This window comes from Aquabacterium sp. (assembly GCF_036279655.1).
In the GTDB taxonomy this organism is placed as follows: domain Bacteria; phylum Pseudomonadota; class Gammaproteobacteria; order Burkholderiales; family Burkholderiaceae_C; genus Aquabacterium.
Window position 1 is genome coordinate 14,238 of record NZ_DASUIT010000153.1, and the last position, 16,375, is coordinate 30,612.

Genomic DNA, 16,375 nt, shown 5'->3' on the forward strand with positions numbered 1-16,375 from the left:
AATCCTGGGCCTAGGAGCACACTGACATGAGAACCACATCGCACAGCCGCACGCTCGGCTGGTCGGCCTTGCACACCCTGCGCAAAGCCGCCCAACTGTCCGCCCTCTCCCTGTGCCTCGGCACGGGCGCCCACGCCGCCTCGCCATCCTTCATGGCGTTCGAAAGCGGTCATGTGCGCCCTCTGGCATCGTCGCCAGACGGCACACGGATCTTCGCAGTCAACACCCCCAACAACACGCTGGACATCTTCCGGGTCACCAGCACCGGGCTGGAGCTGCAGGCTCGCGTGCCCGTGGGCCTGGAGCCCGTGGCCGTGGCCGCACGCACGGACAACGAGGTCTGGGTGGTCAATCACCTCTCCGACAGCGTCAGCGTCGTGAGCCTGGACGGCGTGCCCCGCGTCACCCGCACCCTGCTGGTGGGCGATGAGCCGCGCGACGTGGTCTTTGCCGGCTCGCCCGCCAAGGCCTTCATCACCACGGCCCACCGTGGTCAGCATCGCACGCACCCTTCGCTGGCCAATGTGCCTGGCGCAGGGGATCCAGGCCTGACCACCGCCAGCATCGGGCGCGCCGACGTCTGGGTGTTCAACCCCAGCAATCTGGGCACGGCCGTCGGTGGCCTGCCTCAGCGCATCATGAGCTTCTTTGCCGACACGCCCCGCGCGCTGGCGGTCAGCCCGGATCGCAACACGCTGTATGTGGCGGCCTTCAAGTCCGGCAACCAGACCTCGTCCATCAACGAGGAACTGGTCTGCAACCACTTCTATCTGAACACGCCCTGCTTCGTGAAGTCCAAGCTGATGCCTGGCGGACGTCTGGGACCCAAGACCAATGCCGACGGCATGCCTGCCCCCAAGACCGGTCTGATCGTCAAGTACAACCGCGACAAGAAGCGCTGGGAAGACATCGTCGGCCGCAATTGGAACAACGCCGTGCTGTTCAACCTGCCGGACAAGGACGTGTTCGCGGTCGATGCCAACACCTTGACCGAGAAGGTCGCCTTCCCGAATGTGGGCACGGTGCTCTTCAACATGGCGGTCAACCCGGTGTCCGGCGCCCTGTACGTCTCCAACACCGAATCCAACAACATGACGCGCTTCGAGGGCTCGGGCAAGTACGGCGGATCGACCGTTCAGGGCAAGATCGCCCAGGCCCGTGTGACGGTGATTGCCAACTCGACCGTCTCACCCCGCCACCTCAACAAGCACATCGACTACACCAAACTGGCCAACGACCCGGGCTTTGACTCCACCGCCAAGGCCCACAGCCTGGCCACGCCGCTGGACATGGCCGTGACCCGTGATGGGCGCACCCTGTACGTGACGGCCTACGGATCCAGCCGCATCGGCGTGTTCGACACGGCCGAGCTTGAGGCCGACACTTTCAACCCCCGCACGGCCAGCTCGCGCTACATCAACGTGACGGGCGGTGGCCCCAGCGGTCTGGTGCTCGACGAGGCCCGTGGCCGCATGTATGTCATGACACGCTTCGACAACGCGGTCAAGGTGATCAACCTGGCCTCACGCACCGAAGTGGCCAAGGCCATCCTGCCCAATCCCGAACCGGCTCACATCGTGGCCGGGCGCCCCATGCTGTACGACGCCCAGCGTTCGTCGGCCAATGGTGAAGCCTCCTGCGCCGCCTGCCACATCTTCGGTGACACCGACGATCTGGCCTGGGATCTGGGCGATCCGGATGGCAGCGTGACCAAGAGCCCGATGGCCAGCAAGTTCACGGACCCGATCCAGTTCCCGATCGCCAAGACCATCTTTGGCGTCAACACCAAGATCAACGGCAGTGACGACCCCAAGGACTTCCACCCGATGAAGGGCCCGATGACGACCCAGACCCTGAAGGGCATGGTCAACTCGGGTGCCATGCACTGGCGCGGCGACCGCTCGGTCGGGGCATTCGGCACGAGCGCCACGGACAGCAATCTGTCGTTCAAGAACTTCTCTCCGGCGTTCGCGGGCCTGCTGGGCAATCCTGAGCCCATGAGCGAAGCAGACATGCAGGTGTTCTCGAACTTCCAGCTGGATGTGCACCTGCCACCCAACCCCATCCGCAACCTTGACAACTCGCTGACGCCGGCACAGAAGCGCGGCTCGGACTTCTACTTTGGCACCCGTCCGTCCGACGGCTTCAAGATCATCGTGAACGGCCAATCGATCACGCCGAACAACAACTGCAACGGCTGCCACACGATCGATCCGGCACGCGGGCTGTATGGCACCAACCTGGGTCAGAGCTTCGAGGGCATCTCGCAGATCGTCAAGGTCCCGCACCTGCGCAACATGTACCAGAAGGTCGGTCGCTTCGGCTCGCCCGCCATCCCCTTCGCCACGGCCCCGGCCACGCCCCACATGGGCGACCAGGTGCGCGGCTTCGGGTTTGTGCATGACGGCACCGCCGACACGCTGGCACACTTCTTCACGGTGCGTGTCTTCCAGCCGACGCTGAACTCGGGCTTCCCCATCATTGATCCGGACGCCACCCGTCGCGATGTGTCGGACTTCATGCACGCGGCAGACAGTGATCTGGCGCCCATCGTGGGCCAGCAGGTCACTTTGAGCTCGACCAACGCGGCCGCCGCCAACCCGCGCATTGATCTGCTGATCCAGCGTGCCCGTGCACCCTTCGTGTCCAAGGTGCTGGGTGGCAATGTGACCGAATGCGACCTGATCGCGCAAGTGGCCGAAGCCGGCGTGCGTCGTGGCTACGTCTTTGACGGCAGCAACTTCGTGGCGGCCGATGGCAGCGTGCGCAGCGACAGCGCCCTGCGTGGCCTGGCCAGCGTGCCCGGCCAGGAAGTGACCTACACCTGCACCCCGCCGGGATCGGGTCGCCGCATTGCGCAGAGCAGTTGAATGAGGTGATCAACCTGCCGCGTAGAACACGTGGCAGGTGACACCCGGGGCCCACAAGGCCCGACGGATGGGCAGTCTCTCGTCGAGGGACTGCCCATCGGTGTTTTGCGGCGGCTTCAGGGCCTGCATCAACACGGCTTCCTTGTCCCGCCCCTGCAACTGCACGATCAGGCACCGGGCAGAGAGCAGCGCCGCCGGGCTGAGGCTGAGACGAGGCACCGGCACATTGGGGGCCCGGGGCGCCGGCACCGCAAAGCAGAGGCGCCCATCGTCGGGCAGCGGATCACCGGGGAACCACGAGGCCGTGTGCCCATCGGCGCCCATGCCCAGCAGGACCACGTCGGCCGGCCACTGGAGCAAAGACGCCAGACGCGGCTCCAGCAGGGTGGGCGCGGCATCCACCGTGCCACCGCTCTGCTCCGCCGGCATGTAGAGCGGCACCCAGCGGGCCTGGGCCGCCTCATCTTGCAGCAAATGCTGGCGCACGAGGCCTTCATTGCTGGCCGGATCATCGGGAGGCACCCAGCGCTCATCGGCCAGGGTGACATCCACACGAGACCAGTCCAGCGGGCAGCGCCGCAGGATCTGCCACATGCCCACCGGGGTCTTGCCCCCCGACACCACCAGGGTGGCCCGGGGCCGCTCGGCCAGGGCCGTGCGCAGGCCCTCGGCCACCATGTCGGCCACATCCCGGGCCTGGCTGTCGACATCGTGTGACAGGTGCACCACGGGGCCGCTCGGGGAACTCACAGTCTGGGTGTTCATGGCCTCAGTTTAGGCCCGGGAACTGGTCTTCCCCGCAAGCTGGCGTTATCCTGTCCAGGACAACCCACAAGGTGAGAACACGTGAGCCTGCATCCCCGTCTGATCGACATCACGCAGCGCATCCGCGCCCGCAGTGCTGACACGCGCCAGCGCTACCTGGCCCGTGTGGACCGCCTGGGGCGCCACCATGCCCAGGCCGTACAGCGCGCCACGCTGGGCTGCACCAACCTGGCCCACGGCTACGCCGCCTCACCCGCTCAGGACAAAATCTGGCTGCGGGCCCAGCGCTCGCCCAACATCGGCATCGTCTCCAGCTACAACGACATGCTGTCGGCCCACCAGCCGCTGGCCGAGTTCCCCGCCTGGATCAAGCAGGCGGCCCGCGAAGCCGGCGGCACGGCGCAGTTTGCCGGCGGGGTTCCCGCCATGTGCGATGGCGTGACGCAAGGCCAGCCCGGCATGGAGCTGTCGCTGTTCTCACGCGATGTCATCGCCATGAGCACGGCCATCGCGCTGTCGCACCAGATGTTCGACGCGGTGCTCTGCCTGGGTGTGTGCGACAAGATCGTGCCTGGCCTGCTGATCGGTGCGTTGAGCTTTGGCCACCTGCCCACCATCTTCGTGCCGGCCGGGCCCATGCCCACCGGACTGTCCAACGACGACAAGGCCCATGTGCGCCAGCGCTTTGCTGCGGGCCAGATCGGCCAGGATGCCCTGCTGGCGGCCGAGGAGCAGGCCTACCATGCGCCCGGCACCTGCACCTTCTATGGCACCGCCAACAGCAACCAGATGCTGATGGAAGTGATGGGCCTGCACCTGCCGGGGGCCGCCTTCATTCCGCCGGGCACCCCCCTGCGTGAAGCCCTGACCCGCCAGGCGGCCCACCGCGTGTTGCAACTGACCGCCCAGGGCCAGGAATACACCCCCATCGGTCACCTGGTGGACGAACGCGCCATCGTCAACGGCATCGTCGGCCTGCTGGCCACGGGCGGATCGACCAACCACACCCTGCATCTGGTGGCCATGGCCCGCGCGGCCGGCATCCTCATCGACTGGGGGGACTTTGACGAGCTCTCCCGTATCACCCCTGCCCTGGCCCGGGTCTATCCCAATGGCCGGGCCGATGTGAACCAGTTCCATGCCGCAGGCGGCCTGGCCTTCGTGATCCGCGAGTTGCTCGATGCCGGCCTGCTGCATGGCGATGTGATGACCGTGGCCGGCAGCGAGGGCCTGCGCGCCTACACACGCCAACCCACCCTGGTCGCGCAGGGCGATCACCCCCATTTGCTGCATTGGCAGGACGTGGGGCCCAGCAGTGGTGATCTGAGCATTGTGGCCCCGGCATCCCAGCCGTTTTCCAATCACGGCGGGCTGCGTTGTCTGCGGGGCAACCTGGGGCGTGCCATCATCAAGGTGTCGTCCGTCAAGCCGGAGCACCAGACCGTGCAGGCCCCCGCGCTGGTGTTCGATGAGCAGGAGGATCTGCTGGCCGCCTATCAACGCGGCGAGCTGGCCCGCGATTTTGTCGCCGTGGTCAGAGGCCAGGGCCCGCGTGCCAACGGCATGCCCGAGCTGCACGCCCTCACTCCCACCTTGACCAACCTGCAGGACCAGGGCTTCAAGGTGGCCCTGGTGACCGATGGCCGCATGTCCGGCGCCTCGGGCAAGGTGCCCGCCGCCATCCATGTCACCCCGGAAGTGGTGGCCGGTGGCCCGCTGGCCCGTGTGCGCAACGGCGACCTGATCCGGCTGGATGCGCTGGCAGGCACCCTCGATGCCCTGGTGCCCCCGGACGAGTGGGCGCGCCGTGTACCCGAGTGCCCTGAGCGCCGACAGCATCATCACGACCTGGGGCGTCAGCTTTTCGGGGCCATGCGCCACAGCGTCAGCGGCGCAGAACAAGGTGCCGTCAGTTTCGGCGAGGACTGGCTGGACACACCCTCTCATGACATCCAGGAGACCCAGGCATGAACCACAACCCGATGATCGTGCAGACGATGCGCATGAGCCCGGTGATCCCGGTGCTGGTGGTCGATGATGTGGGCCTGGCCGTGCCGCTGGCCCAGGCCCTGGTGCGCGGGGGCCTGAAGGTGCTGGAGATCACCTTGCGCACCCCCAATGCGCTGGAGGTGATCGAGGCCATTGCCCGCTACGTGCCCGAGGCCCTGGTGGTCGCCGGCACCGTGACCCGACCGGGGCAGTTGCGCGCGGCGCGCGAGGCGGGTGCACAGATGGCCGTCTCTCCCGGCTTGACCCCCGCGCTGGCCGAAGCCTCCCAAGGCGCGGGCACCCTGCCCTTGCTGCCCGGTGCTTCGACCGCCACCGAGCTGATGCTGGGGCAGGAGGCGGGCTTTGCCTCCTTCAAGCTGTTCCCGGCCGAGGCCGTCGGGGGCGTGGCACTGCTCAAGTCGTTCTACGGCCCCTTCCCGCACATCCTGTTCTGCCCGACGGGCGGGATCTCCTACGAGGCGGCGCCGCACTATCTGGCCCTGCCCAATGTGGCCTGTGTGGGCGGCTCCTGGCTGGCCCCGCGCGAGGACGTGCTCAAGAGCCACTGGGATCGGATCGAGGCCCTGGCGCGTGCGGCGGCGGCCTTGCCGCAGCACCACGTCCACACCCCAGGATGAAGATTCAGCGAACCTGCTCGGCGATCTCGATCTTCACATCCTGGGCGCCCACCTTGACCGGCATCGACACACCTTGCCAGTCCCCTGGCTGGGGCATAGCCTGACCGGACCGGGAGACACGGGCCCCCACCACCACCTCCGTGGCGGACGACAAGGCCATCTGGGGTGACATGGCCAGTGCGTCATCGAGCGTGAAGCTCAACGGCAGGTCCTTGACCTGCTTGCGCAGGATCGCCAGTGGCATCTTGCCGCCCTGAGCGGCGCGCGCGAAGATGAAGACTGTGTCCTCTGGCGACACCTTGCCCAGAACCGCGCTCGCCAGGCTGACCCGGCCCGAGACCTTCGCCAGAGGGCCCATCGCGGGCCCGCTGGCCTGGGGCGTCGGCGCGGCAGCCACGGGAGGCAGACCGGCACGCTGACGCGCATCATCGCGCGCGCCGCTGATCTGTTTGACCAGCTCGGGGTTGTCCGTGGGCGCATGCTGGAGTGCGCGCTCCCACAGGTCCGCAGCTGCCTTGTAGTCCTTCTTGTCAAAAGCGATGGTGCCCGACAGGGACAGCGCCTTGAAATTGTTGGGATCCAGGCCCAGGGCCTTGCTCACCAGCCGGGCCGGCTCCCCCTCCAGCTTGCGCCCCTGCATCACCGCCAGCGCGTCGGCGTAGTCGGCGTGGACCTGAGCATCATCAGGTCGCAAGGCAATCACCTGCTTGTAGGCAGCGATGGCGTCCTCGTAGCGCCCCAGGACGGCATACGAGCGCCCCAGCATCGCCCAGCCTTCGGCGTTCTGGGGATTCGTCTTGAGCTTGGCCGCCAGGCTCTCCGTCATGGCCGTGATCTGCGCCGAATCGGTGGCATGTGGCGCACTGGCAGCCACACCGGGCGGCTGGCCCGCATTGACCGCGCTGCCTGTCATCGTTGACGCGCTCTCTGGCCCGACATGCCAGGCATCGGGCTGCCCCAGCCAGACATAGCCCGCCACCCCCACCACGGCCACAAAGGCCACCATGCCCCAGAACCAGGTGCGCGAGACCGGCGGAGATGCCGGCTTGGCGTCATGCACAGGCGTGCTCACCGCAGCAACAGGCTCGGCCACCACCGGCGCACCGGCCATGACCGCGTCCACCAGTTGCCGCTCCAGGCGCGCCCTGGCCTCCTGGCAGGACTCGGGAGACAGCACGCCGCTGTCGGCCAGCTCCTGGAGCTGCTGGATCTGTTTCTTGATCTGTTCGATAGAGGCGGTCATGGTGTCCATCATCCAATGTCGGCCGACTCGGGCTGGTCGGGTTCAAAGTCCTGGGGGTTCATGCGGGCACGCTGGCGCAACACCCGCCACAAGACCAGCAGGCCCACCACGGCCAGCAGCGCCGGGCCAAACCACAGCAAGGCCGTGCTGGCATTGACTGGCGGTCGGTACAAAATGAAGTCGCCGTAGCGGGCCGTCATGTAATCACGCACCTGTTGATCGGTCTGTCCCTGCTGGAGCAGACCCCGGATTTCCTGGCGCAGGTCGGTGGCCAGGCCCGAGTGAGAGTCGGCCACCGTCTGGTTCTGGCACACCAGGCAGCGCAGCTCGCTGGCAATGGCCATCATGCGTGCTTCCAGGGCAGGGTCTGCGGCCAGCGGGGCCGCCTCGCCAGCCAGCACACCCTGCATCCCGCTCCACAGCACCATGGACACGATCAGCGTGCGCATGCAGGCGCGCCACACGCCCATGCCAGACATCATCCAATGTGCACTCATTGCAGTTGCCTCAAGAGGGGTTCGATCTTCTGCGCCAGCACATCCGGCGTGATGGGGCCAATGTGCTTGTAGCGGACCACGCCGGCGCGATCGATGATGAAGGTTTCAGGCACCCCGTAGACACCGAAGTCGATGCCTGTGCGTCCATCGTGATCAAACAGCGAATCCACATAGGGGTTGCCACCCGACTGCAACCAGGCCATGCCGTCAACCCGTTCATCCTTGTAGTTCAAACCATAGATCGGCACCACCTGCCGACGGGCGAACTCCACCAGCACCGGATGCTCCTGACGGCAGGCGCCACACCAGGAGGCCCACACATTGAGCATCCACACGCGACCCAGCAGATCCTCCTTGCGCAAGCTGCGCTCGGGCTGATGCAGGGTTGGCAAGACAAAGGCTGGCGCGGGCTTGTCAATCAAGGGAGATGGCACCTCACGCGGATCCAGACGGAGCCCCACACCCAGAAAGATCGCCAGGACCAGGAACAGCCCCAGAGGCAGGAGGAAACGCTTCATGCCGGCACTCCGCTCGCGTCACGGGCCTCTTCATCGGCCACCTTGCGCACCCGATACCGTCTGTCCGTGGCCGCCAGCACCCCGCCCAGCGCCATGATGAGACACCCGCCCCAGATCCAATCCACGAAGGGCTTGTGATACACCCGGATGATCCAGGCACCGGAATCCAGTTGCTCGCCCATCGACACATAGAGATCGCGCGTCAAGCCCGTGTCGATGGCCGCTTCGGTCATGGGATTGCTCTGCACCCGATAGACCCGCTTTTCGGGGTGCAGCGTGCGGATGGGCTGTCCATCCCGGCTGATCTCCATGTCTGCACGAGCGGCCACATAGTTGGGGCCCTGCACCTCGTTGACGGCACGCAGGGTGAAGACATAGCCGCCGACGCTGGTGGTGTCGCCAATGTTCATCTGCACATCGCGCTCGGTCTCGTAGGTGCGCACCATGCTGACCCCAAAGGCGAACACGGCCACGCCAAGATGGGCCACCATCATCCCCACCATGGCACGGGGAAGTCGACGCAAGCCCTGGGCTGGACGCATCTTCTCCCACAGGTCCAGCGCCATGGTGCTGACAATCCAGAAGCTCATCCACAAGCCCACGGTCGTGCCCAGGGCGATGCGGCCCGCCAGCCAGCCCGTCAACAGTGCAGCCAGCACGGACACCACCAGGGCCCAGCGCAGACGCACGGCCAGCTCGGGCAGTTGCGCCTGTTTCCATCGCGCCAGCGGCCCCACCCCCATCAGGAAGATCAAGGGCGCCATGAGCGGCACGAAGACCGCATCAAAGTATGGCGCCCCCACCGAGATCTTGCCCAGGCCCAAGGCATCCAGAAACAGGGGATAGAGCGTGCCCAGCAGCACGGATCCTGTCGCCACGATCAGCAGCACGTTGTTGGCCAGCAGCATGGACTCCTTGGAAAGGATGGCAAAGCGCTGCCCCAGCCCCACGGTGGGCGCACGCCAGGCGTACAGAGCCAGCGAGGCGCCCACCACCACCACCAGAAATCCCAGGATGAAGAGGCCCCGACGGGGATCCGATGCAAAGGCATGCACCGACGACAAGACTCCCGAGCGCACCAGGAAGGTTCCCAGCAGCGAGAGCGAAAAAGCGGTGATGGCCAGCAGCACGGTCCAAGACTTGAAGCTGCCGCGCTTTTCCGTCACGGCCAGGGAGTGCATCAACGCCGTGCCCGCCAGCCATGGCATGAAGGACGCGTTCTCGACCGGGTCCCAGAACCACCAGCCCCCCCAACCCAGTTCGTAATAGGCCCAGCAACTGCCCAGCATGATGCCGATCGTCAGGCAGACCCAGGCAGCGGTGGTCCAGGGGCGGGTCCAACGTGCCCAGCGGGCATCCAGATCACCGCCCAGCAAGGCCGCGATCGAGAAGGCAAATGCCACCGAGAAGCCGACATAGCCCATGTACAGCATGGGTGGGTGCGCAACCATGCCCGGATCCTGCAGCAAGGGATTGAGATCCTGCCCGTCCAGCGCCATGGGCAACAGGCGATCGAAGGGGTTGGACGTGGCCAGCATGAACAGCAGGAAACCGACCGCGATCATGCCCATCACCGACAGGATGCGAGCCAGCACGGCCTCCGGCAGATGACGGCTGAACTGCGCCACGGCCAGCATCCACCCGCACAACATCATCACCCACAGCAGCAGCGAGCCTTCATGCCCACCCCAGACACCCGCCACGCGATAGGCCAGCGGCAAGGCACTGTTGGAGTTGGACACCACGTACAGCACCGAAAAGTCGTTGCGCACGAACGAGGCCACGAGGGCCGCAAACGCGGCACTCACCAGGGCCACCAGCACGCGCGCCAGTGGACGAGCCAGAGCCATCAGGCCTGGCTCTGCCTTGTAGGCCCCCCACAGAGGCACCACCGACAGCAGCATCGCCACTGCCAGCGCCAGGATCAAGGCCATCTGACCGAGTTCGGGAATCATGGTGCCTCCTTGAGCTGGGCGGCATTGAGACGGGCATTGGCTGCCGATGCCCGCTGAAGCGCCTCGGCGGCTTCGGGCGGCATGTAGTTCTCATCGTGCTTGGCCAGCACCTCCCGGGCCTCGAACACGCCGTGATCGCCCAGTTGCCCCTGGGCCACCACGCCTTTGCCCTCCTTGAACAGGTCTGGCAGGATGCCCTCGTAACGCACGGGCACCGACCGGAAAGTGTCGGTCACGATGAAATGCACGGTCACGCCCTCGCGTCGGACCGATCCCTTTTCAACCAGCCCCCCCAGACGGAAGGTGCGATCCACAGGTGCCTCCTTGGCCGCGATCTGCGAGGGTGTGAAAAAGAACACCAGATTGCTCTGGAACGCGTTGAGAACCAGGGCCACAGCACCCCCCAGCAGGGCCAGCCCCCCCAGGATCAAAGCCAGGCGCTTCTTGCGTGGGGTCATGTCAGGACACCTCCTGGCTCTGCGCCGCATCCCGCCAGGCAGCACGCCGCCGACGGCCCACCAGCCACGGCTCCACCACCATGCACACCAGGGTGACGCCATAGGCCCCCCAGATGTAGAGGCCATAACCGTCCATGGCCACAAACTCGGACACACTTTGCCACTGCATTCAAGACTCCTTGACCGCACGGGTCAACACGGCCACCCACTGCGCATCACGCTCACGCTCGATCACGATCGCCCGCGTGCGGGTGAACACCACGGCAAAGGCATAGGCCCAGAAGGCCGCGGTCATGAGCAGCATGGCCACCAACATGGTCGAAGCCATCGAAGGCGCCGCGCTCATGTTGATGGTCGCACCCTGGTGCAGGGTGTTCCACCAGCGCACGGAAAAATAGATGATGGGGATGTTCACGGCCCCCACCAGGGCCAGCAAGGCACCGGCATGATCGCCCCGCTGAGGGTCGTCAATGGCCTCGACCAGGGCGATGTAGCCCAGATAGAGGAACAGCAAGATGAGCTCGGATGTCAGGCGTGCATCCCAGACCCACCAGGTGCCCCAGGTGGGCTTGCCCCACAGGGCCCCGGTCCACAAGGCGATGAAGGTGAACATGGCCCCCGTGGGCGCGATCGCTCGCGCCAGCATGGACGCCAGCCGGATCCTGAAGGCCCAGCCCACGCCGGCCCAGAAGGCCATGGCCAGGTACAGCACCATGGACATCCAGGCGGCCGGCACATGGATGAAGATGATCCGGTAAGCCTGCCCCTGCTGAAAGTCCGTGGGCGCCACCATGAAGCCCACATACAGCCCGGCCATGGTCGTCAACACGCACACCACCCAGCACCAGGGCACGAGGGCCGATGCCAGGGATTCGAACCGCGACGGTGCGGCAAAGGTGGTCCAGCTCAGTCGAGTCATCATTCAATCCAGCGCAATGTTCAGTGCCGCCGCCGTGGCCCATGGCGCCCCCAGCAAGGCCAGCAGCAGCAGGGCCCCCAGCAGGGACAGGTGCCCTTCGGGCGACAAGCCCGCCGACCAGGCCCCGACCGCACCAGCCCCGAAGATCAGGACCGGCATGGTCAATGGCAACACCAGCAGCACGATGAGCATGCCCCCGCTGCGCAAGCCCAGGGTCAACGCCGCACCGACGCCACCCAGCAAACTCAGGACGGGAGTGCCCAGCAGCAAGCTCAGCATCAGGACACCCAGCGCACCAGCGGGCATGTCGAACAGCAATCCAAGCACCGGCGATGCCAGCACCAGGGGCAAGCCGTTGACCACCCAATGGGCGAGCGCCTTGCCCAGGGCCAGGGCCGCCAGCGACTGCCCCGACAGCGCCATCTGCTCCAGGCTGCCGTCCGCATGATCTGAAGCATACAGGCCGCCCAATGACAGCAAAGAGGCCAGCAAGGCACACACCCAGACCACGCCTGGCGCCATGGCTCTCAGCATGTGCGCCTCAGGCCCCACGCCCAGCGGAAACAAGCTGGCCGCGACCACGAAGAACACCAGAGGCAGCAAAGCCTCCGTACGCCGGCGGGCCGCCAGGCGCCAGTCCCGCCGCATCAGGGCCCACATGGCGTTCATGAGGCCACCTCATGGGCCAGGTCCAGCACCGTGATCGCAGGCAGCGACAGCGCCTGGTGACTGGTCAGCAGCACCGCCCCACCCGAAGCTCGATGCGACTGGATCAGTGCATTCACCACCTCGATGCCTTCGTCATCCAGCGCATCGAAGGGCTCATCCAGAATCCACAGCGCCCCGGGTTGAGACAACAGCAAACGGGCCAGGGCCACGCGACGCCGCTGCCCTTGAGACAGGGTTCTGACCAGCGCCCCGCGGCGGTTCTGGACACCCAGACGCGCCAGGGCCGTCAGCAAGGCAGACTCATCGGCATCGCCGCCATGCAGGCGCACCAGAAAGCCCAAGGCCTCCTGTGCCGTCAGGTCGTCCTTCAGGGCGTGCTGGTGCCCCAGGTAAACGATGGGCGTCGTTCGCGAGATCTGCCCATCGTCCGGATGGGACAGCCCCGCCAGCAAGCGCAGCAGGCTGGACTTGCCCTGTCCATTGGGGCCGCGCACCCAGAGCAGTTGCCCCGAAGTGACCGTCAGACTCAGGTGACGAAACAGCACGCGCCCTCCCCGCCGACAGGCCAGCGCCTGCGCACGAAGGTGCTCACAGCCAGACTCAATAGGTGTATCGGTAGCCAAGGAAATAGGTGTATCGGGTGCTGTTGTCGTTGGTGCTCACACCGTTGGTGCGCGTGTAGTCCACGTTCAGGTTGGACTCCAGCGTGATCGAGGAGCGAACCTTGTAGGCCACTTTCAACCCTGGCCCCCAGGCCGTGGTGACAATGTCCAGCCCGGAGGTCGTGTCCTTGACCACGCTGCGCAACCAGCGCACTGACGGTTCGAGCTGCCATGCATCGCCCAAGGCCGTCATGTTGTTGTAGGAGAACTGTCTGACCTTCACCAGGCTGCTGTTCATCACGGAGCCCGCCAACACGCTCGTGTCACGGTCGGAATACAGATTCGTGCCGATGGCCTGCAAGCCCAGGGTCCGCTGAGTCCCGCTGTCGGCCTGCCCTGACGGCAGCACCGCATTGGGTGCAATCGAGCCAATGCGGTTCAGGTGGACATCCACCCCCAACTGCCACTGCGCCGAAATGGACTTGGTCACCGATGCCATGGCATGGGTCGTATAGGACGTATTGACCCGGATCAGTTCACGCAGTTGGGCGGCGGTGTAGCCGCGCGCCTTGAGGTCATCGATGGATTGCGGCAGGAAACCTTCGAGTTGCAGATCGGGGAACTGGAAGAACAGCGCCTGCCCCAACGAGGTCTGGATCAGGCTTCGACGCTCATACAGCACGTTCACCGTCGTGTTGCCCTCCCCGAGATACATGCCCTGCACGCTGGCCACGTTGAGCTTCTTGAACAGTACGTCATAGTCTGTCGACAGCATCAAGGACCCATTCTGGGTGAAGTAGCGCACATCCATCCCCACGGATCGGCGGTCGACTTCGCCATCGATCATGCGTTGCACCGTGAACAGCGAAGCGCCGATATTGGGTGTCAGCGCATCGGCGTCCAGCGCCGCGCCGATGAAGTAGCGATTGGATGCCGCCACCTTGTCGGTCGGAACACCCGCCGCCACGGAGGCCTTCCACTTGGGCTTGAACACATAGCTGGCAGATGCGCCGTCATAGCGACCCTCGCCACCCCACATGGCGGACTGACGCCCCACACGGGTCGCCACGCCCTGGGTGAGCCAATGGTAGTCAAGATACGCAGCGCTCAGCCGATTGCGGTGCCGACTCTTGCCGTTGAGCTTGTCCTCACCGATCATGTTGTAGTCGTACTGATCCCGCACGACGAACTTGATGTCCCGCTGGCTGTCACGTGAGCGCCAGGTCGCATCCGCGTTGGTGGTCAACATCTGCTGATCCACACCGCTGATGGGAGGCTGGCTGACCAGATCGATCTGGTCGGGTGACAGCAATGTCCCATCTGTGTCCCGGATGGTCTGTGTTTCAACGGTCGACTGCCCACCATAGTAGAACTGCGAGATCGATCCCGTGACCGTGGGCGTGCCATCGGGGGGCTTGGGCACATCGACCGGCGCAGGCGCCTGTGCAGGTGTCTGTTGCAAGGACGCCAGCGCCGCGCTCACGCGGTCAGCCCCGGGCCCGGTCGGGTACTGTTTGAGGTAGGACTCGAACTCTGCTCTGGCCCGTTCTTTGTCCCCCTGCGCCAGCCGAACCTGACCCAGCAGTTCCTGTGCGTCCTGCGTGGATGCGTTGGCAGGCAAGGCCAGCAGTTGATGGAGATCGGCTGCAGCTGCATCCAGTCGCTGCTGCTCGTACGCCAGTCGGGATGAGGCCAGCAAGGCCTTGGCCTGCTCCTCCATCGCCCCTGGCTTGTGATCCTCCAGTGCCCCGGACAAAGTCAGCCCCGTACCCGCCTCCGCCACATCCGTCGCCCGGGGCTTGAGGGCCGCGCCAGGCTTGAACGCAGCACCCAGACCCTGAAGCACGATCTCGATCACGCGCTCACCTTTGCCCGCTCGGATCTTGAAACGCGTCCCTTGACTGAAGGAGATCACCAGGCGCCGGTCCGTGTCGGTCAGCAGATCCGCGCGCACCGGTTCGTCTGCCACCGTGATGGTTGGCAAGCCCTCGACCTTGAAGATGCGTCGCTCACCCTGCACAAAAACGGGTGATTCAACGGTGCGACTGACCTTGTAGTAGGCCTGCGTCATGTCACGACTGCGCGACACGGTCGACCTCACCAGGGTGACCGGAGCTGTCAATCGAATCTGGACGACCGCGTTGTTGCCCTCGCGCCGGACATCCATGTCATCCATGATTTCTGCACGGGCCTCCCAGGACAGCAGCGTCATGCAAGACATCAGCAGAGCAAAAGTTTTCGACAGGTTCATCTTCATGGGAGCAGTCGGTGAATCGATGGGTGAGCAATCAATGCAAGAAGGCGGGGGATGCTCAGTCCCAGGCCCGATACGTAGAGCCCTTGGTGCCCAGAGGCCGATGGCAACCTGACTGCGAACAGTCGGTGACCGAGCGCTTCTCATGGGTCAGGCTCTTGCGCTCCATATTGCCCAGATAGGCCGTTCCGGCGTTGTGGCAGGCATAGCACCATCCAGAGCCATTGCCCTGGCTGTTGTTGTGATTCATGGCGACCGTGCCGAATCCGCCCGCGTTGGTGCTGGTGTGGCAGGCCTTGCAGTCCATCGACGCGCCGTTGAGCAACTGCGCTTCAGGAACATGGTTGTTGGGCTTGGCCAGCGCGCCCGATCCGGCATAGGTCGGGACATGACAGGTCTTGCAGGCCTGCGCCACCACCCCGGAGTGATTCATGGTGACGCTGCTCGCCCAGGCCTGCTGGGACTTGTGGCAACTGTCGCACTTCACCCCGCTGACCTGAATGGGAATGTGCGTCCCCGGCTTGCCTGTGGCTGTCGAGCCGTTGTGACAGTTGTCGCAGGTGCCCGTGCCCACCGCATTGGACGGCGCATGCGCGTAGACCACCGATGTCCACGCCGTCGTGGATCGATGGCATGACTCGCAGTTGCTGACAATGCCACTGTGAATGGCATTGTTCGGCTTGGCCGTCAGTCCATAGGCCGCACTCAGGTGGCAGGTCGCGCACTGGTTGCTGATGCTGACATTGGCATGGAAGCGCCCAGACGTCCACGATGCGTAGCCCGCCTTGTGGCAACTGTCGCAGTTGCTCACCGCCACGCCCGTCAGGCTCTGATACGGGATGTGGCTGCTGGGTCGGCCATCGGCCGGCGGGAAGGCCCCGGAGTGGCAGTTCGAGCACTGCCCGGCCACCGTCGTCTGCGTATGGTTCCAGGTGCTGGGTCGCCAGGCATTGACGGTGTGGCAACTGATGCAGTTGGCCGCCACCGGAATGTGGCTG

The 16,375-nt window shown here is 65.3% G+C and carries 15 protein-coding genes; 3 read left to right on the forward strand and 12 right to left on the reverse strand.

Going from position 1 to position 16,375, the window contains the following annotated elements; genetic code table 11:
- Nucleotides 1-26: 26 nt before the first annotated feature.
- Nucleotides 27-2,870, forward strand: coding sequence for a hypothetical protein (locus VFW84_RS16220; protein ID WP_329681507.1), 2,844 nt, complete (start codon nucleotides 27-29; stop codon nucleotides 2,868-2,870).
- Between the two features lie 9 nt (nucleotides 2,871-2,879).
- On the opposite strand, the gene pgl is transcribed toward VFW84_RS16220, so the two are convergent.
- Entirely contained in the window at nucleotides 2,880-3,635 is a 756-nt protein-coding gene (gene pgl, locus VFW84_RS16225; RefSeq protein WP_329681508.1) for a 6-phosphogluconolactonase, read from the reverse strand.
- 81 nt (nucleotides 3,636-3,716) lie between these two features.
- Between pgl and edd the strand changes: the two genes are divergently transcribed.
- Both edd and eda read left to right on the forward strand, forming a co-directional pair.
- Entirely contained in the window at nucleotides 3,717-5,606 is a 1,890-nt protein-coding gene (edd, locus tag VFW84_RS16230) for a phosphogluconate dehydratase (RefSeq protein WP_329681509.1), read from the forward strand.
- Nucleotides 5,603-6,262 (forward strand): bifunctional 4-hydroxy-2-oxoglutarate aldolase/2-dehydro-3-deoxy-phosphogluconate aldolase, encoded by a 660-nt coding sequence (eda, locus tag VFW84_RS16235; RefSeq protein WP_329681510.1) that lies wholly within the window; start codon nucleotides 5,603-5,605, stop codon nucleotides 6,260-6,262. Before edd ends, eda begins: the two co-directional genes overlap by 4 nt.
- Nucleotides 6,263-6,266: 4 nt before the next feature.
- On the opposite strand, the gene VFW84_RS16240 is transcribed toward eda, so the two are convergent.
- The 11 genes from VFW84_RS16240 to VFW84_RS16290 all read right to left on the reverse strand — a co-directional run.
- Nucleotides 6,267-7,505: a tetratricopeptide repeat protein gene (locus VFW84_RS16240; protein WP_329681511.1), complete on the reverse strand. Its 1,239-nt coding sequence runs from the start codon at nucleotides 7,503-7,505 to the stop codon at nucleotides 6,267-6,269.
- 8 nt (nucleotides 7,506-7,513) lie between these two features.
- Nucleotides 7,514-8,002 (reverse strand): cytochrome c-type biogenesis protein, encoded by a 489-nt coding sequence (locus VFW84_RS16245; protein ID WP_329681512.1) that lies wholly within the window; start codon nucleotides 8,000-8,002, stop codon nucleotides 7,514-7,516.
- Nucleotides 7,999-8,520 (reverse strand): DsbE family thiol:disulfide interchange protein, encoded by a 522-nt coding sequence (locus VFW84_RS16250; RefSeq protein ID WP_329681513.1) that lies wholly within the window; start codon nucleotides 8,518-8,520, stop codon nucleotides 7,999-8,001. The genes VFW84_RS16245 and VFW84_RS16250 overlap by 4 nt, the downstream gene beginning before the upstream one ends.
- Complete coding sequence (locus VFW84_RS16255; RefSeq protein WP_329681514.1) at nucleotides 8,517-10,475, reverse strand: heme lyase CcmF/NrfE family subunit; 1,959 nt, start codon at nucleotides 10,473-10,475, stop codon at nucleotides 8,517-8,519. The genes VFW84_RS16250 and VFW84_RS16255 overlap by 4 nt, the downstream gene beginning before the upstream one ends.
- On the reverse strand, nucleotides 10,472-10,933 hold the full coding sequence (ccmE, locus tag VFW84_RS16260; RefSeq protein ID WP_329681515.1) for a cytochrome c maturation protein CcmE: 462 nt from the start codon (nucleotides 10,931-10,933) through the stop codon (nucleotides 10,472-10,474). Before ccmE ends, VFW84_RS16255 begins: the two co-directional genes overlap by 4 nt.
- Nucleotide 10,934: 1 nt before the next feature.
- A complete protein-coding gene (gene ccmD, locus VFW84_RS16265) occupies nucleotides 10,935-11,102 on the reverse strand; it encodes a heme exporter protein CcmD (RefSeq protein ID WP_329681516.1) in 168 nt (55 codons plus the stop codon).
- Nucleotides 11,103-11,855, reverse strand: a complete 753-nt coding sequence (gene ccmC / locus VFW84_RS16270) for a heme ABC transporter permease CcmC (RefSeq protein WP_329681517.1) — start codon at nucleotides 11,853-11,855, stop codon at nucleotides 11,103-11,105.
- A complete protein-coding gene (gene ccmB / locus VFW84_RS16275; RefSeq protein WP_329681518.1) occupies nucleotides 11,856-12,521 on the reverse strand; it encodes a heme exporter protein CcmB in 666 nt (221 codons plus the stop codon).
- Nucleotides 12,518-13,144 carry a cytochrome c biogenesis heme-transporting ATPase CcmA gene (gene ccmA, locus VFW84_RS16280; protein ID WP_329681519.1) on the reverse strand — a complete coding sequence of 209 codons (627 nt, stop codon included), beginning with the start codon at nucleotides 13,142-13,144 and terminating at the stop codon, nucleotides 12,518-12,520. Before ccmA ends, ccmB begins: the two co-directional genes overlap by 4 nt.
- Nucleotides 13,122-15,335: a tetratricopeptide repeat protein gene (locus VFW84_RS16285; protein WP_329681520.1), complete on the reverse strand. Its 2,214-nt coding sequence runs from the start codon at nucleotides 15,333-15,335 to the stop codon at nucleotides 13,122-13,124. The genes ccmA and VFW84_RS16285 overlap by 23 nt, the downstream gene beginning before the upstream one ends.
- A gap of 100 nt (nucleotides 15,336-15,435) precedes the next feature.
- Nucleotides 15,436-16,375 (reverse strand): cytochrome c3 family protein (locus VFW84_RS16290; RefSeq protein WP_329681521.1); only part of this gene is annotated, 940 nt, incomplete at its 5' end.